Origin of the sequence: Candidatus Regiella insecticola LSR1 (assembly GCF_000143625.1) — a bacterium.
Taxonomy (GTDB): domain Bacteria; phylum Pseudomonadota; class Gammaproteobacteria; order Enterobacterales; family Enterobacteriaceae; genus Regiella; species Regiella insecticola.
Genome location: NZ_GL379589.1, coordinates 431,117 through 456,289 on the forward strand (window position 1 = coordinate 431,117; position 25,173 = coordinate 456,289).

The following is a 25,173-nucleotide window of genomic DNA, read 5'->3' on the forward strand; positions in this document are numbered from 1 at the left end:
GGAAATCTACTGCGTGACGCGGATCCTGCGTTGCCCGGTGCGCGCAATCCTCATGTACTTATGGCAATGAAGGTTGCTGTGCGCCGGACGCCTTGATTCCGCATCACTCGCTACGGTTTCCAAAGAGGTCTATTCAGAAATACCGCTGATTGTTGCTCTTAAAGTTTTGTAGTATTTGAATAAACAGGAAAACGCTGACAGATTTCCACAACTTGATTTTTAGTTTTTTGGATCAGGTTTTCATCGTTAATGTTATCCAAAATATCACAAATCCAACCCGCGAGTTGCTCAGACTCTGCTTCTTTAAAACCTCGGCGCGTTATCGCTGGGGTGCCTATTCTGATGCCAGAAGTAACAAACGGTTTTTTAGGATCGTTAGGAATGCTATTTTTGTTAACGGTGATATTAGCGCGTCCTAAAGCAGCATCGGCGTCTTTACCTGTTAAATTTTTATTCACTAAATTGAGTAAAAAAAGGTGGTTTTCAGTCCCGCCTGAAACCACTTTATAGCCTCGATCTAAAAAGACCTTAACCATTGCCTTCGCATTCTTCACTACTTGCTGCTGATAAGTTTCAAATTCAGGCTCCAGCGCTTCTTTAAAGGCTACTGCCTTAGCAGCGATGACATGCATCAATGGGCCGCCTTGTGAACCGGGGAAGACGGCTGAATTGAGTTTTTTATAGAAGGCTTCGTCGCCATTTTTAGCCAGGATTAATCCCCCACGAGGGCCTGCTAATGTTTTATGGGTGGTGGTGGTTACCACATGCGCGTGAGGCAGGGGATCAGGATAAACCTTTGCGGCCACTAAACCCGCGACATGCGCCATATCAACAAACAGATAAGCGCCAATACTGTCAGCGATTTCACGCATTCTCGCCCAATCAACTACGCCAGAATAGGCAGAAAAACCGCCGATAATCATCTTAGGTTTATCCGATTTAGCTAATTCTGCTAATGCGTCGTAATCGATCTTGCCTGCTGCATCAACACCATAAGAGACGATATTATATAATCTGCCAGAAAAGTTGACCGGTGAACCATGCGTTAAATGCCCCCCGTGATTAAGATCCATGCCGAGTACAGTATCACCCGGTTGCAGTAACGCCATATAAACGGCCGCATTCGCTTGTGAACCGGAATGAGGTTGCACATTAGCATAGTCAGCGCCGAATAATGCTTTCGCTCTCTTAATGGCAAGTTCTTCAATAACATCGACATGCTCACAGCCGCCATAGTAACGTTTGCCTGGATAACCCTCAGCATATTTATTGGTTAATTGCGAGCCTTGAGCCTGCATAACGCGCTGGCTAGTGTAGTTTTCAGAAGCAATCAGCTCAATATGCTCTTCTTGACGTGTTACTTCACTTTGCATCGCCTTCCATAACTCTAGATCATAATGAGCGATATTGTTTTTATTTTCTGACATGTCTATCTCCTGATTTAACTAATTTATTAATGTTTCTTTTCAGACTCTATACCCTTTGCCTTTCAAGTTAAGGCTTTGTTGTCTGCGGGTGCTCGCCGAATCAGGTAGTATGTCTACGCTCATCGTTCGGTCGCCCTGGCCGCCTTGCCGTAACTCGAAATTCATTGGGTATAATTTTATTGAAAGAGTATAACTGAGGTCGCCAGAAAAACGCACTGCTTAAGCGAGTCTGAAGTCAGTGCCGCCCGATGCTGTAGTGTTTATTCAGTAGAAAAATTCAGTGTGATAGACTGGAATTTTTTCTGTTTCGATGGTTTTTTATGACAGATCAACTTGATTTAAATCAGATACCTAACTCATTAATTTTCTTGCTAATTGCCTCGTTATCTGATCCTACTAGACTACGGATAAAAAAACCAAATAGTCTTGATATTTTTTCATGTTCGATAATACGTTCAGCCCATTTTTTAACAGTATTTTCCTGTGTTATGGCACAATGTTGTTTGAATATTATTACTTCTTCCCTCATATCATCATCAACATGATGAGCTGATGAAGGGAATTTTTCATCTAAATATTTTACATAATTTTCGATCTGTTTATTTGAGAGAGGACCATTTTTTGGTGTCGTCGGCGGATTATTTACCTCGGTTATGTGTGCAGTACTTAGCTGTAAATTCTTTTTTATATTGATTATTTTTTGCGTTGTTGGCAAAGATAATGTAGCTTGGAGATACTGATTACCAGTAGGGAGTAATCCTTGAGAAAAAGAGGGGCGGGGTTCTAGTCGCCGCAACTTCCTTGCCGAAGAACTTTGTACATTTTGTTGATGAAGAATCCCATCTGCCTCTTCCTGTGAAGAGGAGAGAGTAAAAGTGCAAGGAGTGCTTCTATGATTTATTTCTGAGGCCCCTGTCCCGAACTCTGGAGGTACAAGACGTTTTTTCCCATGAGGAATCACTTGCTCCTTAGATTGAATTTGAACTGGTAATGAAGAAGCGTCGGAAGAACCGATACCCCGAAGATCTTGATAAAGCTCCGAGCTAGATGTTTTAGGCTCCAGATTGGAGCTAGCTGAGGGGTTATCCACTCCCATCAATGTTGATAACTGATTACCCATAACGTGCGGTTCAGAGCTAACGTTTTTATCCTTTTGTTTTAAAAACATTGTACGCCATCCATTCAAGGTACTGTACTGAATTTCAACACTACTCTGTAGTTTGCAAGCAGTAATATTATGACGCACCATGGTATACCCGACGAGATACTTCATTCTACTAGGATATCTATCCTTGTTACTGCGTTTAGCAAAATGCTTTTTAGAATATTCGTTAAAATACTTGATAGCATCTTTTAGCTGATCAAGTGTTAATTTTTTAACTTCCTCTTCGAATTTCGGCGTTACTTTACTTAACATATCCGCTAAAATCGGTATTAATGGGTGGTAGTTATCTTTTAGTTTTGGTGTGATTGGATGCGCCAATGGCTCGAATGTGTGCCACGGACACTCTTTTTTACATTTAGCGATAAAGTTAGCGCCAATGTTATGTTCCAACCTTAAATAAAGATCACTTACCGCATCCGGTCTCTGTAGGTGGATGAGAGAGGAGACAATGTATTTAAATATCCTAGTATGCGACTGACTTGGCTCACGCTTCTTTTGTAGATGTGGTAATTTTTTTAATAAATCTGAAGCAGGTAGTGAATCTACTGATTTTTTTACGTGTTCTGGAAGTTCTATAGTATCCCGTAGATTGAGCTCTAAATATTTATCTAAAGTCTCCCCTGACTCTTTATGTTTTTCCGACGAGGAATCAGATTCTCTGGCTGACGTGTTTTGTAGAGAGCTCTGACTACTGCTTCCTGCCGCAGACGCAGAGGGCAAAGCGACTGGAGTATTGTTAAGAGCATTACCAGGCTCAAGCAAGTCTTGAAAACAAAATGGGGGGGGGTGTCTGTGGCTCCTCTTGTTGAGAGAAATCATAATATAAGTCACTTAGATCCAGAGGCTCTTTATCCCCATTATTGAGAAAATCAAGCACATCCTTTCCCAAATCTGGAAGCCGCCGATAATGAGCTGTTGAAGCTACGACAGTACAGTGCTGAGAGTAAGTTTGAGTACTGTCAATTTGAATAATTTTTGATGGGATTTCTCTAGACATATTAGAAGGTGCTAAGCTAATGCTGGTAAGGTCAGAGGGAATATTATCTACGTGCTGAAGTCCTGCTAGGAGCTGGCTACTAGATTGTCCCTCCGAAGAAGGAGGGGGGCATATAGGTATATTATATTGAGATGAAATTGGTGGTGATGAAGGTGATGAAAGTGGCATTTTACTTTTCTCTTTTATAATTAAATAAGCCATAGTATTTCGTGCCATTAGATTAAAAATATAATGGCATTGATTAACGCAATGATAATTAAAGGTATGAAATAACCATCAGACGATAGGAATACATCGTTAACTCATTTTTACGTTAAACGATATCGTCATGACGTATTTAAGGGACGTTATACCGAATTACTTCCTAATGTGCTTGCAAGAAACGCTTATTTTACGAACAAAAAAGACGCTATTGGCGGGGAAATTTTTCTTTGTCACCCATTTTTACGGTGTCAAAAGATGGCCTCTACTGGCCTTTTTTATGAAATTTTATACAGGTGACGCCACTCCACTCACCGGTTAATGGAGTAGAAAATAGCGGTAGTTTACCGCTATTGTACTGCTACAGAAAAAGCGTCATCTTCCTCAATCGCTGCAATTCCTCTTTCCTTCGGGCAGAAGAAGTAGGAGACCCATTTTGATTTTCTGTACGAATTGTTGTTTGCTGTGCTGCCGTATCTTTTTCAGGACATCTTACTACGAGTATTTGGGAGAACTTCAAAGGTTGAGGTACCATACGCGCTGTACAACCATTAGGGAGCCAATCAGAAGAAAGCCCCCAATCAGGAGAGGCTAAAACAGGCACCGGTAATAATATAACCGGTAATATTCTGAAGAAAATTTTTATTGTCTGAATAGTGATTACCACCATGGCCACACCTTCCGCATTTTTGCTTTGAATTCCTCTTCGTGTTTTTGCATAGAAGAAGATGGGTTTTCTCCATGGAAGGAGGTTGCTTGCTGTTCAATAATTTTTTGTTGCTTACACACGGGGATGGGCCCCACAAAAGTCATCTCCCACGTAGTGGCGTTACAAATAGCAGAAGCCCAAGCCGGTGTGAGTAATGCTAATAATATAACGAATAAACTATTCAAGCAGGTTCTTATTTTTTTCATCTGCCCACCTCCTGTTTTCCGGTTAGTTTCGTTTAATCGATACTGATTTTTAATCTGTTATTAGCATAGTCACCAGAAAAGCAATTTTCCCTTTCAATTTTTATTACCTGTTTATTATTTAACGTTATTGACAGTCTTTTATTTCAAAGACTGCGCATCGCGCGGTCTTTTCACCTTTTAGCGCCTCCCCTTGCCCATCAGTGTTCAATTCTTTTATCCACGAGAGGGTAAACGGGGCATGGCGCTATTTTTCATCTTCCCTTTCTCACTTAAGAGACGAGACAGAGCATGGACAAACTGACGACAGGCGCAGCCTATGCGGCATGCGCAGGGAGTATTTTTAATGGTTTGCTGAGCAGCGACAGCTCGGCACAATGGAATGCCATTGGCGTGCTGGCGGGCGTCTTGCTGGCGGTACTAACCTATCTGACGAATTTGTATTTCAAGATTAAAGAAGACCGGCGTAAGAGCAGGGCAGGAAAATGAGCACGCTAAGCAAACCCCTGCTGGGACTGATTTTAGCAGGAGCAACAACAACCGCCATCCTGACGCAATTTTTGCAGGAAAAAGAAGGCAATCGGCTAACGGCTTATCGCGATGGCGCACATGTTTGGACGATTTGCCGCGGGGCGACACGAGTCGATGGCCAGAGCCGGTGAAGCCCGGCATGATACTCAGTCGCGAGCAATGTGAGCAAGTTAACCAATTTGAAATGGATAAGGCGATTGCTTGGGTAGAGCGCCATATCAAAGTGCCGTTAACCGAGGCACAGAAAGCGGGGATTGCTTCGTTTTGTCCGTACAATATTGGCGCCACAAAATGCATTGCTTCCACCTTTTATCAAAAACTCAATGCCGGTGACTATCAAGGCGCCTGTGCAGAAATCAAGCGCTGGATTTTCGATGGCGGTAAAGATTGTCGCCTCCGTGCCAATAATTGTGCCGGTCAAGTGATAAGACGCGCGCAGGAAAGTGAGCTGACCTGTTGGGGGAGGGATGTTTAATCGATTTATTTTTATTCTGATGAGCCCCCCAGTGTCAGTCTAGTTGTCGCCTCTAATTTTCGTTAATGGGAACTAATAAAGAGGCGATATAATCATGGAAAAACCGACGTATTCGGAAGAGTTTAAAGAGCAGGCGCTGTGTAAGGTTTATCATCGGAATGGGCGTACAATGAAAGCCATTGCGGATGAACTTAACGTGCCGCCGAGGAAGCTAAGAAGTTGTTTAGCAGAAAGTGAACTCGCCTCTTGGTGCAGGGGGCAGGGTATTTTTGTTCATCACCTGAAGCAATGGCGCGCGGATTTTTGTGACCCGAAGCGAACACAACGCAGTCCTGCCGGCGCTGAAATACGTGAATTAACGCTAGAAAATAAAAGATTAGCCAGGGAGCTCAGCCGAAAAGAAAAAGCGCTGGCGGAGGCGGCAGCCTTGCTGATTTTACAAAAAAAGTACGCGGCGCTGTGGGAGGAAGAGGAAAAATGATTATTCCCGAACAGCGCCAGTCTATTATGATGTGGATTACTGAAGCAACGCAGGCCGGAGCGCGGCAACAACAGGCTTGTCTCCTGATTGGGCTAAGCACGCGAACCCTACACGCTGGGCAGGTCAAATCCGTCAGTGGCCGTATGTGAAAGAAGTCCATTTAAATCCACAAAAATCCAGAGAAAAAAAGGTGAAACCAGACGCCAAAAAAGCAGCCTAGGATTTTACATCCTGGGCGACAACTACATTGACAATTACCGGTGTTTAGCAACGGCGGCTCACTGTACATCAGCACCTCTTTTCGCGGCGGCACCTTGCGTTATTTGCATATTTCTGAATTCGGTAAGATTTGCGCCGCGTTTCCCGAAAAAGCCCGTGAAATTGTCACCGGCGCCTTTGAAGCGGTGGCGACCAAAGGGGTTGTCACCATTGAATCGACTGCCGAGGGGCGGACAGGGTATTTTTTCGATTACTGTCAAACGGCAGAAAAAACCTTACTTAGCAACCGCCCCTTAGGGCAATTGGATTGGAAATTCTTCTTTTTCCCCTGGTGGAAAAACCCGCAGTATGCCTTGCCGTTGAGTCGTCCGCTGCCGCGACGTTTGCAAACTTATTTTCGCGATGTGCAGGCCAAGAACAGGATTACCCTGACAGAGGAACAACAAGCCTGGTATCACGCCAAAGCATCGACCCTGGGCGAGGACATGATGCGCGAATACCCATCAATCCCTGCGGAAGCTTTTCAGCAATCGATTGAAGGCGCCTATTATGCGCATCAGTTTCGTTATCTCTATGAACATCAGCGCATTGGTACCTTACCGGCTAACCCGCACCTGCCGGTGCACACCTTTTGGGATTTAGGCGTAGGTGATGCCACGGTGATTTGGTTTGTGCGGGAGGTCGGCAGTGAATTTTCACCTGATTGACTATTACCAAAACAGCGGTGAAGGCTTGCGGCATTACCTGCAAGTGCTAAAAGCACGGGCGTATCCGTATGGCGAACACTGGGCACCGCACGATATTGAGCACCGCGAGTTTTCCGGCGACGGCAAAACCCGTCGGCAACGGGCTTATGAAGGCTATGTGCTCGACGGTGACATTTACCGCCTCAATTTTAAAGTGGTGCCGCGACTGCGTATCGATGAAGGCATTGAATCGGTACGGGAAATCCTGCCGCGCTGTGCCTTTGATAGCGTTACTTGTGAGCAGGGGCTAAGTCACCTGGAGCGTTACCGCAAGGCGTGGGATAACCAGCATGGCTGCTGGAAAGACAAGCCCTTGCACGATGCCAGCTCCCATGCCGCCGATGCTTTTCGCTATTTTGCTGTCGCCAAACAGAATTGCCGTCTACGCCGCGGTAAAGTCAGGTCATTACTCATCTAGAGGAGCGTATCATCAAGCTGACAGTGCTTTGAGTACATGGGTCGGATCGTTATTAATAGCCCGTAATAACGCTTTCGCCGGGCCTGTCGGTTCACGGCGTCCCTGCTCCCAATTACGTAACGTGCCCACATTAACCGCCAGCAACCGAGCGAACCCAATTTGCGTCAAACCGGTGGTTTGCCTAATAGTCTTCACTTTAACATTACTGACAATCGTTTCACGAGACGGGGAGGCATCCCCATCGATGATATCGTTCATCTGTTTCATGCTGTCGGTCAATCGAGAAAAAAGTTTCTTATCCATCATTACCACCTTTCATTCAGCATACGTAATACTTTTTTTTCATCCGCACTTAAGTCGTCTTTGATCCCTTTTTTGTAAATCAGCAACAACCTGATATGAGACACAGCGGCCTTATGATAGTAAATAATTCTGACACCACTGCGCTTACCTTTACCTTTTGCTGCCCAGCGTACTTTACGCAATCCGCCTGTTTGTGCAATGACATCGGCGACCTCTGGGTTATCCGCAAGCGCCTGCTGTAATGCCCGATATTCATCGTCGCTCAGTAAGGCACGACAATCTTCCGTAAAAATAGCGGTTTCAATAAAAATCATCGTTTATACGTCATTGTTGTACATTAAACACAGTGTACAGATTACCATCACGACGTCAAGGGTGATTGACTTCTCTCGGAGCATTATCATGCCAGATATTTCCACCCCCCATCTCGACTATAGCAAGCTGACTGAAGCCTGGGACATTAACGATGCCCTGATGGGAGGCACCTTATTTCTGCGGCAACAGGGTGAGCGCTATTTACCGCGTTGGCCTCATGAAGATAAACACCGCTACCAACAACGTCTCTCCGTCGCCACTCTCCTGCCGGCTTACGAGGAAACGCTGAAAAATAACCTGGGGCGGGTGTTTTCTGAGCCGACACAATTAAGTGAGACTACGCCCGCGGTGATAGTCGATTACTGCCATAATATGGATTTGCAGGGCAACCGGCTGGATGTGTGGGCACAGGCGTATTTTAGCCTGGCGCTGCAATACGGCGTGGCGCATGCGTTGGTTGATTATCCCCGCGTGGAGGCGTTGAAAACCCGTGCTGAGGAAAAAGCCTGCGGGGCTCGCCCGTATGCGGTGTTGATTAATCCGCGTCAGGTGATTGGCTGGCAATCGCGCCATTCAGGGGGACAGTGTCAATTGACGGAACTGCGCATCAAAGAACAAATTGTGGTCGAGACTGCCCCCTATCACCCGCAGAAAATCGAACAAATTCGCAAATTGACCCCCGGGCGGGTTGAACTCTACCGTAAAATGACACAGGCAGACGGCGTGGAACGCTGGAGGCTGCATGATAGCTGGGTTACCTCCTGCCCGGTTATCCCGCTGGTCACGTTGTACAGCAAACGCACCGGGTTTATGTGCGGTGCCCCGCCGCTACTCAATCTGGCGTTACTCAATATCAAACATTGGCAAAGTCAGAGTGAGCAAGACAATATTTTACATGTTGCGCGGGTGCCCATTCTCAATGTGTTTGGTCTTGAGGAAGGCGAAACCTTGGCCATTGGCGCCGCCAGTGCCCTGCATTTCACTGACCGTACCCGGCAGGGCAACGCTTACACCGAACATTCGGGCGCAGCGGTGGGCGCAGGAAAAGCCGCCTTGAGCGATTTGGTCGAGCAGATGCGGCAAGCCGGGGGCAAACTGCTGCGTTGTCAAAATAGCAGTACTAAAACGATTGACCAGGTGAGTGAAGAACGCCTGCAAGCGCACTCGCCGCTCTATACCTTATCGAATTCACTGGAAGATGCCTTAGATAACATTTTGCAATTGATGGCCGACTGGGTCGGTGAAAAAGACGGCGGCAAGGTGGATATTCGTACCGAACTTGAAACCGCTCAGCAAAGCGTCAATGCCCCGGCCGCCTTAGCGATACAAAAGCCCTGCGGCAAGGGGGTGATATTCGTCAGGTGGATGCGATACGCGCTTTACAGTCGTTGAATATTATCGATGCCGATGCCAATCCGGACAGGGTGTGTGATGAACTTAACAATTTGCCACTGGATTTACTGTAACGTTCTCGTGTAATCGTGAGGTTACTCGCAGGCTGTATAGAAACACCCCGTTATCTTCATTCCATCAAACCGGTTTTTCTATTAAGGGGTTACCATGTCCACAGTCAACCAACGTCTGCGTGATGAAGCCCTGGCGCACAGTCTGTTTCAATCGCGCTATGCCCGCGGTGTTGCCAGAAAAATAGTCGCCATACTCAACAAAAGTGATGCTGAATTAATCGCCCGACTGCGGGTTGCACTGGATAAAGTCAATCCACATTATATTGAAGTAAAACAGTTAGCCCACTTATTAGCCAGCGTCCAGGCGGTGAATCAGCAGGCGATGACGGCGATGTTTGTCTCACTCAGTGAGGAATTATTGGCCTTTGCCGAGCACGAAACCGGTTATCACTACCGCCTTTTTGATTCCCTGCTACCGGATGTGGTGCTGGCACGCTATCCGTTAGCGATTATCACGCCAGAACAGGTTTACGCCGCGGCAATGGCACAGCCCTTTCAAGGGCGTTTACTGCATGATTGGGTCAGCCATCTGGCAACGGATCGCGTGAGCCGTATTAATCATGCAGTAAAGCACGGGTCTCTCTTGGGGGATAGCGTCGAGCACATTACCCGCAAGGTACGGGGCAGTCGCGCAAAACATTAGACCTCTTCGGAAACTAGCATTCATGAGGAATTTTGGTAAAACACTCCTGAACAAGGAGCCGCCATGAAATATGAAGTAATAAAAGTACTGGAAGAGGAAAAATTTCGTCGCTTAACGGGTGTTAAACGCAGTACATTTGAAAAGATGATAAAGATATTGAATGAAGCAGATAAGAGTAAGCAAGGGAAAGGAGGTCGGAAACCCAAGCGGGGTTTAGAAGAGCGCTTATTAATGGCACTGGAGTATATACGAGAATATCGCACTTATTTTCATGTCAGCCAAAGCTATGGCGTGAGTGAGAGCACATGCTATGAAACGATTAAATGGATAGAGAATACGCTAATAAAGCATCCTGATTTTGCCCTACCTGGACGCAAAGCTGTATTAAAAAGGGATAGGGAGTATGAGCTGGTTCTTATTGATGCCACAGAAACGCCGATTGAACGTCCCCAAAAAAACAAAAGCCGTTTTACTCAGGAAAAAAGAAACGACACACCTTAAAAACACAAGTGCTCGTTGATAAAAAAAGTAAAGCAGTCATCTGTACAAGCTTTACGAATGGGAGGCGCCATGATTTTAGGTTGTTTAAGGAGTCTGGTGTGCGAATACATCCTGACATCAAAACAGTTACCGATACAGGTTACCAAGGGCTTGGCAAGATTCATTCAAACTCGGCGTTGCCTAAGAAAAAGACAAAGAAAAATCCCTTAACAAAAGAAGATAAACGCAACAATCGTGCGTTATCAAGCCAGCGTGTATTAAACGAACATGTCATTGGTATGATTAAAAGATTTAAAATTGTATCAGACCGTTATCGAAACAGGCGAAAACGTTTTGGATTAAGATTTAATCTGATTGCTGCAATTTATAATATGGAAATTAGATAAATGATAGTTTCCGAAGAGGTCTAGTGTATGAAAAGGCACGCGCTGCAAACCCTACACGCTGGGCAGGTCAAATCCGTCAGTGGCCGTATGTGAAAGAAGTCCATTTAAATCCACAAAAATCCAGAGAAAAAAAGGTGAAACCAGACGCCAAAAAAGCAGCCTAGGATTTTACATCCTGGGCGACAACTACATTGACAATTACCGTCACCAAAGAAACGATACTTACCTTCACTGGTATTGCAGAAAAAAATGCCATAGTAGCGATTTTTATCGACGGAGAAAGAAAAGGAGAGACCACGGCGGGAGAAAATGGCAAATGGGAATGGAGGATGGCAGAAGAGGACGCCCTCGGGCATGGAGAATACGATATCACGGCTCAAGCTAAAGATCGCGCCGGTAACAAAAGTGAAATAACGCAAGCTATCAAGTTGCAGATAGACACCGAGCTAGCCAAACCAAAGATCACACTGGTTCATTCCCCAGACACTGAGCCAGACGTTCAGAATCATCTTACTAATAAGAGGCCTGTTACCTTTACGTTGAATAATATTGATAAGGATGTGACCTATATTGGTATTACTATCAAAAATAATAGGGGTAGTGGCGAAAAAACGATCGAGGTAAGAAAAACGGGAACAGTCTGGGAGGTATTATCAAATGGATCAGTAATAAAAAATGTTGATCTTCCTATTAAATATGAAAACGGTCTCTGGATTTTTACCACGAAAGATAACCCGCTGCTCGATGGAGAATATACCTTCAGCGTCATGGTCAAAGATCTGGCTGCTAACGAAAAAACCTCTGACTTACTCGAGGTTGAAGTTGATACCCAGCCCCCCAAGGCACCGAGTATTGCATTGCATGAAGATAGTCACACTGGGCTCGGGCATTTTAAGCAACAGAATATCACTAACGCCAAGCCGCCTCAGTTTAGACTAAAGGATATTGCTGAAGATGTGACCCGTATCCTGATTAAGATGGGTGATAGCACAATTAATGCAAGCAGAAAGGGGTCGAATGCCTCGTGGGTTCTTGACCCGTCAAAGGCATCATTAATAAAAGATCAACATAATACAGGCGATTGGATTTTAACCCCAGGACAAGCATTGAGTCATGGCAATCACGAGATCACGGTAGAAGCACGTGATAGAGCCGGTAATAAAAGCGACTCGTCAGACACACTGACGATAGAAGTTGACATCCAGCCCCCGCCCATTCCGAAGATTGAAATGGATGGCGAAAGTTACAGCAATGGTGTCAACGATGATAATGCCACGAAAAAACAACAACCCCGGTTCAATCTGATATGTGTTGATGGGGAGGTAGAGCGCCTGACACTGACTGTTTTTAACAAAAAGGGGGATAATGTAGCGAATGTAACAATAAATAAAGATGCTCAGGGGCAGTGGGTTTTATCCAACGACGCTTTTACAAAAGATGAACAGGGTAATTTGACTTTCACCCCAAAGAAGGGGTGGGCTGATGACAATTATACCGTCAAGGTGGAAGTGTGGGATAAGGCAAATAACTCAGCCAATGCTCAAGATCTGAAAATGCAGGTCGACACTGTTGCCCCTGACGCGGCGACTATCGTACTGGATAGCAATGATGGATTGGAGGGCTATAAGAACGAAAATCTTACCCGTCAAAAAACACCCTCCTTCACCATTAATGTTGCGAACGATGTCGATAGTGTGGAAGTCAGTTTGGATGGTGGTAAGAGCTGGATCACCCTCGAAAAACAAAATAAAACGAGTAGTTTAACCTATATCACCCCTGAACTGGCTGAAAGAACACATAAGCTAAAAGTCAGAGTGAAAGATAAAGCAGGTAATGTCAATGATTCAGCGGAACTGAGCTTTACCCTTGACCTAACCCCCCCCGGCTCCTCCAACCATTAAGATGGACAGTACGTCTGAAAATGACACTGGGGTAAGTGCAGATGATCGCCTCACTAAAAACCAGCGCCCCACCTTTACGTTAAGTAATATCGATAATAGTGATGTGGTTGCCGTCGAGGTACACATATCACACACAATCCCTGGTGGAAACACACCGAAAATATCTACGGTTAATGCAACAAAAAATAATAAGGGTCAATGGACTTTCCAACCGAAACAAAACTGGGAGGATGGAACCTACCAGCTTACCGTGGTGGCACTGGATAAAGTCGGTAACAAAAGTAAAAGTGATAAGAATGAGAACTCAAAGGTTAAGGTAGAGATAGATACCATATTAACCCTCAAAGTAGAGATGGATACGGCGAAAGAGAACGATACCGGTATATCCAATACTGACCGCCTGACAAACAATCCAAAACCCAAATTTAACCTGAAGTTTGATAAGGACTTGGTGGAGCTCACTATCAGTATCATTGATAGTAATGGCCAGCCAGTGGGGACGCCGAAAGTTATCAAGGAACGCTTAAAAAATGGCGAATTGCCCTTCTCCCCTGATCAGGATTTATTAGACGGTAAATATACCATCAAGCTGGATGCCGTAGATAAGGCAGGGAATAAGACCGGCGATCAATCGGGCGATAAAAAGCCGATCACCCTGAGCTTTGAGATTGATACCTATACGAAAAAGCCTACCATTGAGCTGGTAGAGCCTCACCCTGACCATGGCAATAACACCGCTAAAAGTCTCAAACCTAAATTTAAAGGGACGGCAGAGCCGGGGGCGAAAGTCACTTTTTGGGCGGGCGGTCAGGAAATTGATTTTATTAAAGCCGTCCCTGATTCAGGGAACAGGGAATGGCAACCGCAGGTGCCTTTTAAGAACGATAGTACCGTCTCGCTTATTGTGAAAGTGATCGATAAAGCCGGTAATACCCGTGATAAAAACAAAAGTGCAGCCGAGGAAACATTCCAGCTTACTATCCCCGTTCTCGAGGTTTTCCCTCCTACTGTTGAGCTGGATGCCAGTTCAGACAGTGGCGCGAAAGGTGATTTTATTACCAAGGAAACCAAACCCGTATTGGTGATTACCGCGTCACCGAATACCGACGTTACCGTGAAAGTCGGGAATAAAAATTATGAAAACGTCAAAACCGATAATGAAGGCAAGGCCACATTAACCCTCGATAATCTCGATTTAGAAGGAGGTCAGTTTACACATAAATTCCCCGTTGAGGTTTCAATCATCAATCGCTGGACAACAAATCGTTGTTCGCTGAAGACAAAACCTTAGTGGTTAGTACTGGTGTCGATACAAAACAGTGGGAGATACAAATAGAAGACCTGCAAGAAGGGCAGGGCGGGATTCCACTTTGTATTTTTTGTTATCAATAAGATCAATATTTAAGCATTTCGCAGACGAAATTTTCTCATATGTTTAATTAATATACACAAATTGTGTGTTTTATAATCTAAAATTGATTAATTAATGAGTTAGATCCCGCCCTGGCAAGAAGGGGGCTATATCAATACCGCCACACCTAATATCTTTGGAACAGGTGAAGTTGATGCCAAGGTAAAAGTTTTTATCAATAACCAGCAGGTGGGCGATGAAATTACTATTTCGGAAAACGGGGGATGGCAGATTAAGCTACCTAAACTCGGTAAAGATGGCGAATATAATTTGAGCATTAAGGTAACGAATGTAGCCGGTCACGAAAAAACCATTGATTTTAAAAATACACTGATCCTCGATTCCGTAATTGAGGTGCCAACCATAGCGCTGGATAGCGGTAGCAATACGGGTCTTAAAAATCAAGATCAACATCCTGAATTGATTAAAAATCCAACGACACAAACCAGAAAACCTAGATTGGTCGGTACAGCGGAAGCAGGCTCCAAAGTGAGTTTATACAAAGATGACGATAACATGAAGGGTGAGCCGTTTGCCGTTATTTATGCAGATACAGCGGGTAAGTGGGAATATAACTACCCCGATGCGCTTCGTGATGATCAATACTCTTTTGTTGTGACGTCAGAAGATAAAGCTAAGAATACCGCAACATCGATGTATTTAAGGGTGAAGATTGATAATGAAACTTTTATTGAGGCACCAAAGCTCACTAACGATGATGGCAAGTGGCATACTGATAAAATCATTCAACATAACCATCCCTCTTTTTACTTAAGAGGCGAACTCCATCAAAAGGTAAAAATATATCTTGGTAAGGAGTTATTAGGCACTGTGGTGCTCGATAAGCGAGATAAAGTTTATAAACTCCCAAAACCGCTAAAAGATGGCACCTATACTCTCCGTTATGAAATCGAGGATCTCGCAGGAAATACAGCGACATCTGCATTGAAATTCACCTTTGATACCGTGAATAACACGCCAGTGGAGCTGACAACGGTTGAAGGGGCGATTGAAACGGAAGGCAAAAAATATGTTAGTGATATTGAAAAGGGTGTGATGCTAACAGGTACCGCCGAACGCAATAGTTACATAACAATGCAAATTAACGGCTTTACGGTTACTCAGAACCCTGGAGAAAAGGTTGGCAATAACTCAGGGCGGGATCCAACTCATTAATTAATCAATTTTAGATTATAAAACACACAATTTGTGTATATTAATTAAACATATGAGAAAATTTCGCCTGCGAAATGCTTAAATATTGATCTTATTGATGACAAAAAATACAAAGTGGAATCCCGCCCTGGGCAATAACGGCGAGTGGAAAATATTTATTAAAAAGGCTCTTCTATCCGGAGAGGGTGAGATGAAAGTGTCGATCAAATCGCACGATGCAGCTAACAATGCCAGCGAGGAGACCAAAACTTCTTTTTGGGTTAAAACCCAAATAAATGAATTCACCGTGACGATGGAAGATAATTTATCAGAAAAGAGTAGTGAGTTGTGGAGCAACAAAAGAGAAGTGACCTTTAAAGGAACAGGGGATGTCGGCGCCACTGTGTCTATTATGCTTGGTGGTCAGGAATGGATCTCGCAGAAGATACAGGAAGACAAAAATTGGCAGATTACGCTGAGCGATCTGCCTGAGGATCTCTCAAAGCTACAATTTATCATTAAAGATTTAGCGGGCAATGAACAAAAAATTGACAAAACCATTTTGATCGATAGTCAGCCGCCAGAAGTGCCTCATGTAAATGAGCCCATTATTTTTCCGGGTGGTGAAAAAATCGGCGTTGACGGACGCGCAGAAGTGGGTGCGACGGTGATTATCGCAGATCAACATGGCAATCCACTCCGTACCCTGGTTGTAGGAGAGAATGGAGAATGGGGCACAATGATAGGCTATCCCACTGACGGATACTTTACCGTTGTGGTTAAAGACAAAATGTGCAATTTCAGCGAAAAATTGACACAGAAAATCACCCCTCCCGTTGTACTGCCTGAAGAAAATGGTGAAGGCGATAAAGAAAAGGTAGGAGGTGATGAAGGTAAAGAAGGTGGAGAGGATGGAAAAATTATAGGAGAAGGTGAGGGCAATGAAAACAGTGCAGAAGAAGAAGAAAATGAAGAAGGTGAAGACAATGCAGAAGGCGTAAAAATTGAAGAAGATACAGAAAACGAAGAAAACAAAAAAGGGGTAAAAGGTGCAAAAAATACAGAAGGCGAAGAAACTGAAACAGACGTAAAAGAAATAGAAAAGGTAGAGGGAAAAGGCGATACAGCTGATCCGTTAACGCCTATTGCTACCAAAAATCCTGAACTTTCCGATACGCAAGAAGAGGAAACAAGCGCTGTCACAGAAGCGGAGGATACAAAAGAAAGTAACCTTACAGAGGAGAGCATTTCGGCAACGGATAATAATTCGATTCAGCTAGAAAATTCTTTTGATGATCAACATACCAACTCACCACGACCCATTTTTATGATAACGCCGCCGGAAGACTCCACAGCGATGAAACTGTTCTTAGATGGAGATGAACTGGAGGTAGAGACTGAAAAGCTCAACGAACAATCTATCAGCTATACTTTGCCAATATCTTTAGAGGAAGGCTCTTATACCTTGGCGGTGAAATTTTTTGATCACCAAGGCGGTTTTTCACTCGAAGAAAAAAACTTCAACATCGATAGTTCATCCAGTGACATTGTGAATACCCTGGATGAAAGTAAAACCCTACTACCAGATACGAACACTGCCCCGCCGAGCGGACAGCATGCTGATGCCACCGTCGATAATTTTTTTGTAGATAGCATGATTCAGCCTATTGATGATAATGACTATGAGCGGTGAACATGAAATGGAAACAAAACACGAATCCTATTATCTCTCAGCAGATGAGGCGCTTTCCTTTGTAGCCAAAAGCATCAACATTAACATTGATATCAATAAAAATGAGATTGATTCACTCTTTAAGCAATACGATAGAAATAACCTCAACGATACGATAAAAATGAAAAATTTCTTTTTATCATTGGGTTTGGTGCTGCAAGAAGTCCATTTTCATAGCTCAGAAGATTTACTCAATGAAGCGCTGCCGATAATACTATTAACCGCAGAAATGCACTGGATGGTGTGTGTAGGGGGAGGCAATAAACTTAAATTGATTACTGCCGAGGGACATTTTTGCGAAGTTGAGATGTCCGCGGAAAGTCTCGCGCTGCTGTCGGCTTTTAGATTACAACCGTTGCAAAAAGTGGTGGATGGCATTCGCGTCGCCAATATTTTAAAGCAAGCCTTATCGGCCAACAAAATTTTTTATACCAAATATTTTTTCTCTTCATTTTTCATGGCGCTGTTTGCGTTAACTATCCCGATATTTAGTAATCTTTATTACGATAAATTGGTGCCCAGCGCCTCGACCTCATCACTGTTTGGTATTGTCTTTATCGCTGCCTTATTTATTATTTTTGAATTTATTTTGCGATCATCAAAAGATATTTATCAATCGATCACCTCAATAAAAGACGATGTGGATATTGATATCTCATTTTTAGAGGCGGTTATCTATAATAAGAAAAAAAACGGCCGTTCTATGTCTTCCGCCTTCGTGTTGTGGAATGAATTTCAAAAAATAAAACCGGCATTACTGAATACCATCTTTCAACGGCTAGCCGATATTCCATTATTTTTTATCTTTATTGTGGTGATTTATGTCAACCTGGGATGGGTGGTGGTGATCCCTATTTTTATGTTTTTCTTTTCTCTTGCCATGGCCTTGATTAATTATCACTACACCTATTCATTAATGAACAAACAAAAAGAAGGGCAAAAAAACAGAAACGTATTTATGACTGAAATTTTTTACTCGATTAAAATGATCCACACATTAAATAATAAAAATTTATTATTAGATTGGGTTAACAGCTCTAATGAACAATCTTATCTTAATTTAAAAATTCGCAAATTTACGCTCTTTTATCAATCGCTATTAGCAAGCTTATCTTCGGTTTCTCATATCAGCATCATGGTGATCGCTTTTTTTATGGTGATTAATGGCAGTGTCACCACCGGGGCGATTGTTTCTTCGGTCATTGTCTCCGGTAGAATATCGGGCATTATCTCTAATTTCTCTGCAACGGTCGTCTCTTTACTCTCCGCCGAAAAAACCGCCAAAGATTTAATCGCCTTTTTTGAAGACGAGAAAAAAGAAAGTCAACCAACTCTACAGTCGATCGCCAGCTGCACGGGGCACATTGCGCTGATGGGGGTCAGTTATCAATATAATCCGCAGTCACCGGTGGTGATCAGTAATCTATGGCTTATGCGGTATAAATTGATTTAAAATAAAGGGTCAGAAAAAAGGGTCAGAAAACAAGGTATCGATATCACATAGTCGCTTTCTGCGAAGGGCTTTAGCTTGAGCCCATTTGTGCTCAATGGGATTCATGTCAGGAGAATACGTGGGGAGATATTCGAGAATAAAGCCAGCTTTCTGTATAGCAGTCTGGATGTCTTGGCGTTTATGGAAGCGCACATTATCCATCACAAGGACTGCCCCTGGAGGGGATTTTGGCAGTAAATCTTGGGTGACCCAGGCATAAAAAATATCGCTGTTGATATGGCAGTCGAAGGTACAAACCGTAGTTAATTTTCCGTTAAGCTGTGCACCAATGACATTAGTACGTGCTTTGGCATGGCAATCGTGTTGGCCGTAACAGCGCTTCCCTTTCACTGAATAACCATAAAGACGCGGCATATCATGAGCAAAACCGCTTTCATCCACGTTAGCCCTGGAGCTTAGTCTGAAAATCTTTTCGAGCTTGGACGTCGGCTTTGGGGGGATAAAATGTTTTTTTTATAGCTAAAACCCGCCCGCTTTAAGGCATCACAGATACCCCTGGCACTCACACCCATCCGTGGCGCCCGCTCGTGCTGAGACGCGTCAGGGTAGGTTTCCACATCCAGAATCAACGCCGCTCTGTTTATTTTGGTAGCGGGTTTATTACGCGTCAAACAAGGCTCCAGGCGTTTCGCCCATCGCATCAAACTGGCACTTCCTACACCAAAACGGTCGGCGGTTTCAGCATAAGTGAGGGCTTCTTTCTTTTTGAAAGCCAATACATGTTGACGAAATTTTAAGGGATAAGTCATTTTGGTATTTATAGGTCAATAAATCATTTCGATATTGTACGTCAATTTATAACACCTAAGCCATAATGCACGAGTGTACGGTAGCGCGTGTGTGGGTCGCACAAAGTCGCGAGGATATGATCGAATAGATATATATGAGAATGCTAAAATATACGGTAATGCACGAGTAATGAGTAATACGACAGTGCGCGGTAATGCGCGAGTTTTTGGCGCTGTACAAATAATAGACACCACAGCTAAAGTTATAGAAGGGGATACGCAGATATCGGATAATCCGCCACGTGCGAGCGAAGCGACAACAAGCTCTACATAAAAAGCCACAAAGGGGAAGAGCGGTAAGCCCAATCCCCAGAAAAAACATCGAAATGATCGTCAGGTGGCTTATTTGATCAAAATAACAATCCAATGAGCCACCTGCCTCAATTGCTTACTTAATGGGATTGGGTTGACGCCTAATAACCCCAACAAGACTAATATTAAGTGTTTTCTTCATTTTTTGGGAAGAATTCATTTATCACTTCTGCTGTATCATTACGGACTGCATAAGCCATCAATTTGTAATCTAATTTTTCATTATCTTGTATTTCAGACATAAATGAATTAATACCTAATAATTTCTGACAAATAAAACTGGTTTTTACCACGTTCTCCAATATGACCTTGTTAAATTCTGTTTGATTAAAATTACTGTCTGTTTTTTTCTGCTGCAATTCATAGACCTTTAAACCCAACTCAATTAGCATGGATGCTGTATTAGATGTATTAGCTTCATGTTCTTTTGCTCCATCGTTACGTTTATCAATAACAATAGTGTTTATATTTTCTAAAATAGCCTTACTAACAAAAACCTGAATTTTTGGCATGGTTAATCTCTGTTAAAAGCTAAAAAATAGATTCTATTGTAGACTCCATAGAACTAAAATGCCAGAAAAATCAGAATCTATTATAGAATCTATCCAAAATAGTAATCTATATAACTCATTGTTGTACAATAAAAAACATACATAGAGTCTATTTTAAAGTGAAAAACAAAAATGCATAAAAATTTCAAATTTAACATGTTGAAAATAAAATATAATCACGCAAAATAGAATCTTGCGAGGTGTGTGGATATCTTATAGCTAAAGAAAGGAGTGCTTATAATACCGTTTAAGACTGAATTTTATGTATAACACGGGTTGAAATTTTAAAGAAAAATAGAATTTCATTGGAATTAAGTCCAGTTAATTTCGTGACGTTTCTTTTAATAGCTGTGGCACGGCATAGCGGATACCAAGGCGCGGAAAAATAACAATCAATTTAGCTTGTTTTTAATTTGAAATTATCAGGGGTCTATTGGTTTTCTATTTACCCATGACCCTTATCAAAGAAGAGAAAGGGGTTAGCAAAACAAAGTACTACGGAAACAGGCTATGTCATCATTATTTTGTGGCTGACTAAATTGACAGCCTGCATTTTCAATCATGAGAGGCTCAGGCAAGGTTGCTTCAACCTGATCCAACAGATTCAATAGCACCTCAAGCGCTTCCTCACAAAAAGCATGATCAATACCGGCATACTGATGCAAAGGCAACGTATTAAAATAGCATACTAATTTGTGCTCTAAATCACGAAGACTCATGGCGCATAAGCCCCTTTTTTCCAGAGTCAAGGTCGTTTTCATGAGGGTTCCTCCCTTGTATCCAAACAAATTGATTGCGCCTGCCTGCTTTGCTAAGAAAAATCAGTCCTACGCCCACGTGAGTGGATTCAGGGTGAACATCCTGTCCTCACCCCAAGCCCAGCTATCCAATCTGTGCCAACTTTTTTTCTCTATTGGAAGGGGCATTTTTTCTAAATACAGGCAATACAAAGCCCTGCGTTAAACGCTAATAAATAATAAAAGTGTCTTCATTTAATAAAACTGAGTGCTTATTTATTTTTTTCCCTTTTCTCTATTCATCGCGAACAGTAAATAATTTATTCTACCTCTAGGAAAGGCATTTTATTTTATACTGAGAAAATAACAGTTTTCTGGCTTTCTTTTTTTCTTTAGCCAATTTGTTAATTTATAAAATAATTTTTTCTTTTCATTTTTCTTTTGATCTAATATTTTATATCTTAATTCTCGGTTTCTCGCTCTACTTTGTCGGTTACTCATAATGATGCTCTCCTGTTTTCAATAAACTATATTCCAAGCAGAATAAACTTTTGTGGGATATAGCGATAAAATCCGATTTTATGACAGGATTTTTTAAACTCCCGTAATGAATTAACCTCCGATTTTTCGTATATCACTTGCAAATAATTTTCTATTATTCTATAAAAATGATCTAATTTTTTTCGCTATCTATTTAGCGCTTAAAAAGCGTAATATATAAAAGACGATTTTAAGCTACAAAAGCTGTAAAAAATATTTTTCAGTGCACAGTTTAAATCTTTCACAGAGATATAGTTTCGTTTTATTTTAAATATAATCACTATAATTAAATATACAACAAAATATTAATGTGGGATATTTATTTTTTGATATTTATTAAAAAATATTTATTTAATGATTTTATTTTTCTAAAATTTACAACATACTCTATTTATAAATCTACGTGGAAGGTAACGATGATAATTTTTCTCTTCGCAAAAAGCTCTAAAATCATCAATGTGATTAACTCCCGCTTTGTTGTACATCCTTTGCAAGCTATTCTCTATCGTTCGGCAGGAAAGGTACATTATATTTCCTATAACTCTACTTTTTAGCCCTTGTAATCTGAAAAATATTATTTCGCATTCACGCTCTGAAAAAGTATCATCAGGCCGATTCAACAGCAATGAACCTGGCATCGACCCTCTTACATAGTCATTGAGAGTACAAATTTCGAGATCTCTATTATGACCAATAATACCAATACACTCCCCTTCGTTATTCAACAAAGGAACTTTCCTAACAATGAACGGATGATCAATCGCCTTAGGGTGAATTTCTAATGTAACCAAACTACATTTAGTATCAATAACCTGCTTATCTTGCTTCTGAAATTCTTCAGCCGCATTATCAAATTGCACTAATTTTGATTTAATCTCATGATCAAATTTACCTACAACATCAGAGACAGATTTCACGCCAAACAAAGCAATCAGCGCTGGATTAGCATAAACAATCCGAGATTCAAGATCTTTGATGCCGTACGGTTCTGGAAATTTATCTAACGCCACGGTTAACACGTTAGACACCCCGCCAGACAAATCAGTAGTGACCATGATAGTTACCTCCGTTCATTAGACTTATATAAAGTATAGAATAACTCTACCTATATAAATTACCTCTTGTAGATATTTTATATAGGGTAATTTTTACTTAGCTTTACTAAAATTTAATTCTATTTTATCTCCGCTCTATTTTAATTATTAAAAAATATATTATTGCAATAACAACTAATATAGTATATTTATTGTTTTTTAATTAAAATTCACCGTATAAGTTTCAATAAAGCCATATTAGGAACACATTTAATTTTGCGGAAAAATAACATTAGACCTCTTCGGAAACTATCATTTATCTAATTTCCATATTATAAATTGCAGCAATCAGATTAAATCTTAATCCAAAACGTTTTCGCCTGTTTCGATAACGGTCTGATACAATTTTAAATCTTTTAATCATACCAATGACATGTTCGTTTAATACACGCTGGCTTGATAACGCACGATTGTTGCGTTTATCTTCTTTTGTTAAGGGATTTTTCTTTGTCTTTTTCTTAGGCAACGCCGAGTTTGAATGAATCTTGCCAAGCCCTTGGTAACCTGTATCGGTAACTGTTTTGATGTCAGGATGTATTCGCACACCAGACTCCTTAAACAACCTAAAATCATGGCGCCTCCCATTCGTAAAGCTTGTACAGATGACTGCTTTACTTTTTTTATCAACGAGCACTTGTGTTTTTAAGGTGTGTCGTTTCTTTTTTCCTGAGTAAAACGGCTTTTGTTTTTTTGGGGACGTTCAATCGGCGTTTCTGTGGCATCAATAAGAACCAGCTCATACTCCCTATCCCTTTTTAATACAGCTTTGCGTCCAGGTAGGGCAAAATCAGGATGCTTTATTAGCGTATTCTCTATCCATTTAATCGTTTCATAGCATGTGCTCTCACTCACGCCATAGCTTTGGCTGACATGAAAATAAGTGCGATATTCTCGTATATACTCCAGTGCCATTAATAAGCGCTCTTCTAAACCCCGCTTGGGTTTCCGACCTCCTTTCCCTTGCTTACTCTTATCTGCTTCATTCAATATCTTTATCATCTTTTCAAATGTACTGCGTTTAACACCCGTTAAGCGACGAAATTTTTCCTCTTCCAGTACTTTTATTACTTCATATTTCATGGCGGCTCCTTGTTCAGGAGTGTTTTACCAAAATTCTTATATGAATGCTAGTTTCCGAAGAGGTCTAATGTATAACCTACCAGACCAATAGCCCATCCGCCCCACAAAAGACATAACACAGTATTCTTGTGTATAGACCAATCCATGGTTATTCGCCCCGCCCGAAAACATAATGGCAACATGTGAAAATTAGACCTTGTTAATAATACAGATTAGAGATAGAAATAAACATGTTAATTTATATTATTTTGTTTATTATTTATTTCATTAGTTATATATTTTTAAAGAAAAAATGTTCACACAGCGGAACTTTGCTAGTCTTAGTCTCGCTCTAGGGTGAAAACCACAAAAAAGCCAGACGGCAATGGTGCTAAGGTCTTAGAGACTATTCGAAATCTTCTTGAGCGTGTTTTTGACGAAGTATCAGCGAGCATAAGAAATTTCGAACAGACTCTTAGCGGCTGGGTGTGAGATCGATGAGCGTAGACATACTAGGTGATTCAGCAATCACCCGCAGCCAACGCTGCCGTAACTTCAAAGGCGAAGGGTATAGCCGAATCAGTTTAATTAGATTCAAGGCAAAGGAGCACAGACAGTAGCAATAGTCAGCAAGCGACGACAACACTTAAATCAAATTAAACTGATTTGGCTATAGTGGTGATTTACTAACCAACGTGCTTTAATGGTAACCCTGTTTATATAGATGATAGGAAAATCAAGGTGAGCAATATGAAAAAAATAAATATTTTTTTAAAGAATCATCCTTCTTATTTATTTCCCATTTTATTATTTTCCTGTTCTACACTTGCTTATCAGAAAAACGAACAAATATGTCAATTCCAATGGGGAAGGTTGTTTCTGATAGAAACATGCACTAAAAAAAATAGCGATGAACAACAAATCCTTCCTTCTCCTGCGCAGTACCAAACATCGGAATACACTCCACAAGGAAGAAGAATGGGAAAATTGAGGCCATTACCCCCCAACTTGTGAAGTAATCTTGTCTCTGTTTAAGATATCCACATTAATTGAGATGCTTATCTATGATAATGAGTGAGCGCTACTTTTTTAATATTAGCAATAAAAAGCAACGCTACTTAATTATCGAAAATATCATTAATAACGTTTTGCAATCATGACCGAATTTGGCATCCCTATTATTTGTGTTAGACT

The 25,173-nt window shown here is 41.9% G+C and carries 27 protein-coding genes and 4 pseudogenes; 17 read left to right on the forward strand and 14 right to left on the reverse strand.

The window, feature by feature from the left end; genetic code table 11:
* Positions 1–158: 158 nt before the first annotated feature.
* The 6 genes from glyA to REG_RS02535 all read right to left on the reverse strand — a co-directional run bounded on the left by glyA (position 159) and on the right by REG_RS02535 (position 4,705).
* Positions 159–1,427 (reverse strand): serine hydroxymethyltransferase, encoded by a 1,269-nt coding sequence (gene glyA, locus REG_RS02515; protein ID WP_006704342.1) that lies wholly within the window; start codon positions 1,425–1,427, stop codon positions 159–161.
* Positions 1,428–1,466: 39 nt separating this feature from the next.
* On the reverse strand, positions 1,467–1,592 hold the full coding sequence (locus tag REG_RS14005) for a hypothetical protein (RefSeq protein ID WP_260200156.1): 126 nt from the start codon (positions 1,590–1,592) through the stop codon (positions 1,467–1,469).
* Between the two features lie 178 nt (positions 1,593–1,770).
* Positions 1,771–3,423: a hypothetical protein gene (locus tag REG_RS02520; protein ID WP_006704344.1), complete on the reverse strand. Its 1,653-nt coding sequence runs from the start codon at positions 3,421–3,423 to the stop codon at positions 1,771–1,773.
* Positions 3,347–3,790, reverse strand: coding sequence for a hypothetical protein (locus tag REG_RS02525; protein WP_039906955.1), 444 nt, complete (start codon positions 3,788–3,790; stop codon positions 3,347–3,349). Before REG_RS02525 ends, REG_RS02520 begins: the two co-directional genes overlap by 77 nt.
* A 361-nt stretch (positions 3,791–4,151) precedes the next feature.
* Positions 4,152–4,460 (reverse strand): hypothetical protein, encoded by a 309-nt coding sequence (locus REG_RS02530; RefSeq protein ID WP_039906956.1) that lies wholly within the window; start codon positions 4,458–4,460, stop codon positions 4,152–4,154.
* Positions 4,451–4,705 carry a hypothetical protein gene (locus REG_RS02535; RefSeq protein ID WP_039906957.1) on the reverse strand — a complete coding sequence of 85 codons (255 nt, stop codon included), beginning with the start codon at positions 4,703–4,705 and terminating at the stop codon, positions 4,451–4,453. The genes REG_RS02530 and REG_RS02535 overlap by 10 nt, the downstream gene beginning before the upstream one ends.
* A 288-nt stretch (positions 4,706–4,993) precedes the next feature.
* Here REG_RS02535 and REG_RS02540 point away from each other — a divergent pair, with 288 nt between their 5' ends.
* The 5 genes and pseudogenes from REG_RS02540 to REG_RS02555 all read left to right on the forward strand — a co-directional run.
* Entirely contained in the window at positions 4,994–5,191 is a 198-nt protein-coding gene (locus REG_RS02540; RefSeq protein WP_006704348.1) for a class II holin family protein, read from the forward strand.
* Positions 5,188–5,708, forward strand: a pseudogene (locus REG_RS02545) (lysozyme). Before REG_RS02540 ends, REG_RS02545 begins: the two are co-directional and overlap by 4 nt.
* Positions 5,709–5,802: 94 nt before the next feature.
* A complete protein-coding gene (locus REG_RS02550) occupies positions 5,803–6,189 on the forward strand; it encodes a hypothetical protein (RefSeq protein WP_039906958.1) in 387 nt (128 codons plus the stop codon).
* The gene (locus tag REG_RS13010) at positions 6,186–6,338 is read left to right on the forward strand and encodes a hypothetical protein (RefSeq protein WP_176603393.1); all 153 of its coding nucleotides are present in this window, start codon (positions 6,186–6,188) and stop codon (positions 6,336–6,338) included. The genes REG_RS02550 and REG_RS13010 overlap by 4 nt, the downstream gene beginning before the upstream one ends.
* 111 nt (positions 6,339–6,449) lie before the next feature.
* Positions 6,450–7,572 (forward strand): annotated as a pseudogene (locus REG_RS02555) (terminase); the annotation flags it as partial.
* Positions 7,573–7,584: 12 nt separating this feature from the next.
* On the opposite strand, the gene REG_RS02560 reads toward REG_RS02555, so the two are convergent.
* Together REG_RS02560 and REG_RS02565 are read right to left on the reverse strand one after the other, a co-directional pair.
* Positions 7,585–7,875 (reverse strand): helix-turn-helix domain-containing protein, encoded by a 291-nt coding sequence (locus REG_RS02560; RefSeq protein ID WP_039906959.1) that lies wholly within the window; start codon positions 7,873–7,875, stop codon positions 7,585–7,587.
* A 2-nt stretch (positions 7,876–7,877) separates the two neighbouring features.
* Complete coding sequence (locus REG_RS02565; RefSeq protein ID WP_006704350.1) at positions 7,878–8,189, reverse strand: type II toxin-antitoxin system RelE/ParE family toxin; 312 nt, start codon at positions 8,187–8,189, stop codon at positions 7,878–7,880.
* Between the two features lie 88 nt (positions 8,190–8,277).
* Between REG_RS02565 and REG_RS02570 the strand changes: the two are divergent.
* The 9 genes and pseudogenes from REG_RS02570 to REG_RS02610 form a co-directional block, all read left to right on the forward strand.
* Positions 8,278–9,656: pseudogene (locus REG_RS02570) on the forward strand (DUF4055 domain-containing protein).
* A gap of 94 nt (positions 9,657–9,750) precedes the next feature.
* Entirely contained in the window at positions 9,751–10,299 is a 549-nt protein-coding gene (locus tag REG_RS02575) for a hypothetical protein (protein WP_006704352.1), read from the forward strand.
* A 63-nt stretch (positions 10,300–10,362) separates the two neighbouring features.
* A protein-coding gene (locus REG_RS11810) for an IS5-like element ISRein1 family transposase (RefSeq protein WP_260200023.1) occupies positions 10,363–11,186 on the forward strand; the annotation gives its coding sequence in 2 pieces (ribosomal slippage) (positions 10,363–10,750 and positions 10,750–11,186; 825 coding nt in all).
* Between the two features lie 23 nt (positions 11,187–11,209).
* Positions 11,210–11,350 carry a hypothetical protein gene (locus REG_RS13015; RefSeq protein ID WP_176603359.1) on the forward strand — a complete coding sequence of 47 codons (141 nt, stop codon included), beginning with the start codon at positions 11,210–11,212 and terminating at the stop codon, positions 11,348–11,350.
* A gap of 27 nt (positions 11,351–11,377) precedes the next feature.
* Positions 11,378–13,087 (forward strand): Ig-like domain-containing protein, encoded by a 1,710-nt coding sequence (locus REG_RS02590; protein WP_039906961.1) that lies wholly within the window; start codon positions 11,378–11,380, stop codon positions 13,085–13,087.
* 1 nt (position 13,088) lies between these two features.
* The gene (locus REG_RS02595; RefSeq protein WP_039906962.1) at positions 13,089–14,378 is read left to right on the forward strand and encodes an Ig-like domain-containing protein; all 1,290 of its coding nucleotides are present in this window, start codon (positions 13,089–13,091) and stop codon (positions 14,376–14,378) included.
* Between the two features lie 231 nt (positions 14,379–14,609).
* Positions 14,610–15,674 carry an Ig-like domain-containing protein gene (locus REG_RS02600; protein ID WP_260200183.1) on the forward strand — a complete coding sequence of 355 codons (1,065 nt, stop codon included), beginning with the start codon at positions 14,610–14,612 and terminating at the stop codon, positions 15,672–15,674.
* Between the two features lie 97 nt (positions 15,675–15,771).
* Complete coding sequence (locus tag REG_RS02605) at positions 15,772–17,346, forward strand: Ig-like domain-containing protein (RefSeq protein WP_039906964.1); 1,575 nt, start codon at positions 15,772–15,774, stop codon at positions 17,344–17,346.
* Positions 17,347–17,353: 7 nt separating this feature from the next.
* Positions 17,354–18,811, forward strand: a pseudogene (locus REG_RS02610) (type-1 secretion protein); the annotation flags it as partial.
* A gap of 36 nt (positions 18,812–18,847) precedes the next feature.
* Here the strand turns inward: REG_RS02610 and REG_RS02615 are convergent.
* A complete protein-coding gene (locus REG_RS02615; RefSeq protein ID WP_006704354.1) occupies positions 18,848–19,279 on the reverse strand; it encodes a transposase in 432 nt (143 codons plus the stop codon).
* Positions 19,280–19,293: 14 nt separating this feature from the next.
* Positions 19,294–19,647: an IS630 transposase-related protein gene (locus REG_RS02620; protein WP_006704355.1), complete on the reverse strand. Its 354-nt coding sequence runs from the start codon at positions 19,645–19,647 to the stop codon at positions 19,294–19,296.
* 169 nt (positions 19,648–19,816) lie between these two features.
* Between REG_RS02620 and REG_RS13020 the strand changes: the two genes are divergently transcribed.
* Positions 19,817–19,960 carry a hypothetical protein gene (locus tag REG_RS13020; protein WP_176603394.1) on the forward strand — a complete coding sequence of 48 codons (144 nt, stop codon included), beginning with the start codon at positions 19,817–19,819 and terminating at the stop codon, positions 19,958–19,960.
* A 163-nt stretch (positions 19,961–20,123) separates the two neighbouring features.
* On the opposite strand, the gene traM is transcribed toward REG_RS13020, so the two are convergent.
* The 4 genes from traM to REG_RS11815 form a co-directional block, all read right to left on the reverse strand.
* Positions 20,124–20,510 (reverse strand): conjugal transfer relaxosome DNA-binding protein TraM, encoded by a 387-nt coding sequence (traM, locus tag REG_RS02625; protein WP_006704356.1) that lies wholly within the window; start codon positions 20,508–20,510, stop codon positions 20,124–20,126.
* Positions 20,511–21,028: 518 nt separating this feature from the next.
* Positions 21,029–21,310: a hypothetical protein gene (locus REG_RS02630; RefSeq protein WP_039906965.1), complete on the reverse strand. Its 282-nt coding sequence runs from the start codon at positions 21,308–21,310 to the stop codon at positions 21,029–21,031.
* Positions 21,311–22,194: 884 nt separating this feature from the next.
* On the reverse strand, positions 22,195–22,881 hold the full coding sequence (locus tag REG_RS02635; RefSeq protein ID WP_006704358.1) for a helix-turn-helix transcriptional regulator: 687 nt from the start codon (positions 22,879–22,881) through the stop codon (positions 22,195–22,197).
* Positions 22,882–23,176: 295 nt separating this feature from the next.
* A protein-coding gene (locus REG_RS11815) for an IS5-like element ISRein1 family transposase (RefSeq protein ID WP_260200023.1) occupies positions 23,177–24,000 on the reverse strand; the annotation gives its coding sequence in 2 pieces (ribosomal slippage) (positions 23,177–23,613 and positions 23,613–24,000; 825 coding nt in all).
* A 476-nt stretch (positions 24,001–24,476) separates the two neighbouring features.
* Here REG_RS11815 and REG_RS14010 point away from each other — a divergent pair.
* On the forward strand, positions 24,477–24,599 hold the full coding sequence (locus REG_RS14010; protein WP_260200157.1) for a hypothetical protein: 123 nt from the start codon (positions 24,477–24,479) through the stop codon (positions 24,597–24,599).
* A 130-nt stretch (positions 24,600–24,729) separates the two neighbouring features.
* Positions 24,730–24,993: a hypothetical protein gene (locus REG_RS11045; protein WP_006704359.1), complete on the forward strand. Its 264-nt coding sequence runs from the start codon at positions 24,730–24,732 to the stop codon at positions 24,991–24,993.
* Positions 24,994–25,173: the final 180 nt, after the last annotated feature.

Excerpts from the sequence above, each read along its gene's own strand:
- glyA (WP_006704342.1), bottom strand. The coding sequence starts at position 1,427 with ATGTCAGAAAATAAAAACAATATCGCTCATTATGATCTAGAGTTATGG.
- REG_RS14005 (WP_260200156.1), bottom strand. The coding sequence starts at position 1,592 with ATGAATTTCGAGTTACGGCAAGGCGGCCAGGGCGACCGAACGATGAGC.
- REG_RS02525 (WP_039906955.1), bottom strand. The coding sequence starts at position 3,790 with ATGGCTTATTTAATTATAAAAGAGAAAAGTAAAATGCCACTTTCATCA.
- REG_RS02530 (WP_039906956.1), bottom strand. The coding sequence starts at position 4,460 with ATGGTGGTAATCACTATTCAGACAATAAAAATTTTCTTCAGAATATTA.
- REG_RS02535 (WP_039906957.1), bottom strand. The coding sequence starts at position 4,705 with ATGAAAAAAATAAGAACCTGCTTGAATAGTTTATTCGTTATATTATTA.
- REG_RS02540 (WP_006704348.1), top strand. The coding sequence starts at position 4,994 with ATGGACAAACTGACGACAGGCGCAGCCTATGCGGCATGCGCAGGGAGT.
- REG_RS02550 (WP_039906958.1), top strand. The coding sequence starts at position 5,803 with ATGGAAAAACCGACGTATTCGGAAGAGTTTAAAGAGCAGGCGCTGTGT.
- REG_RS13010 (WP_176603393.1), top strand. The coding sequence starts at position 6,186 with ATGATTATTCCCGAACAGCGCCAGTCTATTATGATGTGGATTACTGAA.
- REG_RS02560 (WP_039906959.1), bottom strand. The coding sequence starts at position 7,875 with ATGGATAAGAAACTTTTTTCTCGATTGACCGACAGCATGAAACAGATG.
- REG_RS02565 (WP_006704350.1), bottom strand. The coding sequence starts at position 8,189 with ATGATTTTTATTGAAACCGCTATTTTTACGGAAGATTGTCGTGCCTTA.
- REG_RS02575 (WP_006704352.1), top strand. The coding sequence starts at position 9,751 with ATGTCCACAGTCAACCAACGTCTGCGTGATGAAGCCCTGGCGCACAGT.
- REG_RS02595 (WP_039906962.1), top strand. The coding sequence starts at position 13,089 with ATGGACAGTACGTCTGAAAATGACACTGGGGTAAGTGCAGATGATCGC.
- REG_RS02605 (WP_039906964.1), top strand. The coding sequence starts at position 15,772 with ATGACAAAAAATACAAAGTGGAATCCCGCCCTGGGCAATAACGGCGAG.
- REG_RS02620 (WP_006704355.1), bottom strand. The coding sequence starts at position 19,647 with ATGACTTATCCCTTAAAATTTCGTCAACATGTATTGGCTTTCAAAAAG.
- REG_RS13020 (WP_176603394.1), top strand. The coding sequence starts at position 19,817 with ATGAGTAATACGACAGTGCGCGGTAATGCGCGAGTTTTTGGCGCTGTA.
- traM (WP_006704356.1), bottom strand. The coding sequence starts at position 20,510 with ATGCCAAAAATTCAGGTTTTTGTTAGTAAGGCTATTTTAGAAAATATA.
- REG_RS02630 (WP_039906965.1), bottom strand. The coding sequence starts at position 21,310 with ATGAAAACGACCTTGACTCTGGAAAAAAGGGGCTTATGCGCCATGAGT.
- REG_RS02635 (WP_006704358.1), bottom strand. The coding sequence starts at position 22,881 with ATGGTCACTACTGATTTGTCTGGCGGGGTGTCTAACGTGTTAACCGTG.
- REG_RS14010 (WP_260200157.1), top strand. The coding sequence starts at position 24,477 with ATGAGCGTAGACATACTAGGTGATTCAGCAATCACCCGCAGCCAACGC.
- REG_RS11045 (WP_006704359.1), top strand. The coding sequence starts at position 24,730 with ATGAAAAAAATAAATATTTTTTTAAAGAATCATCCTTCTTATTTATTT.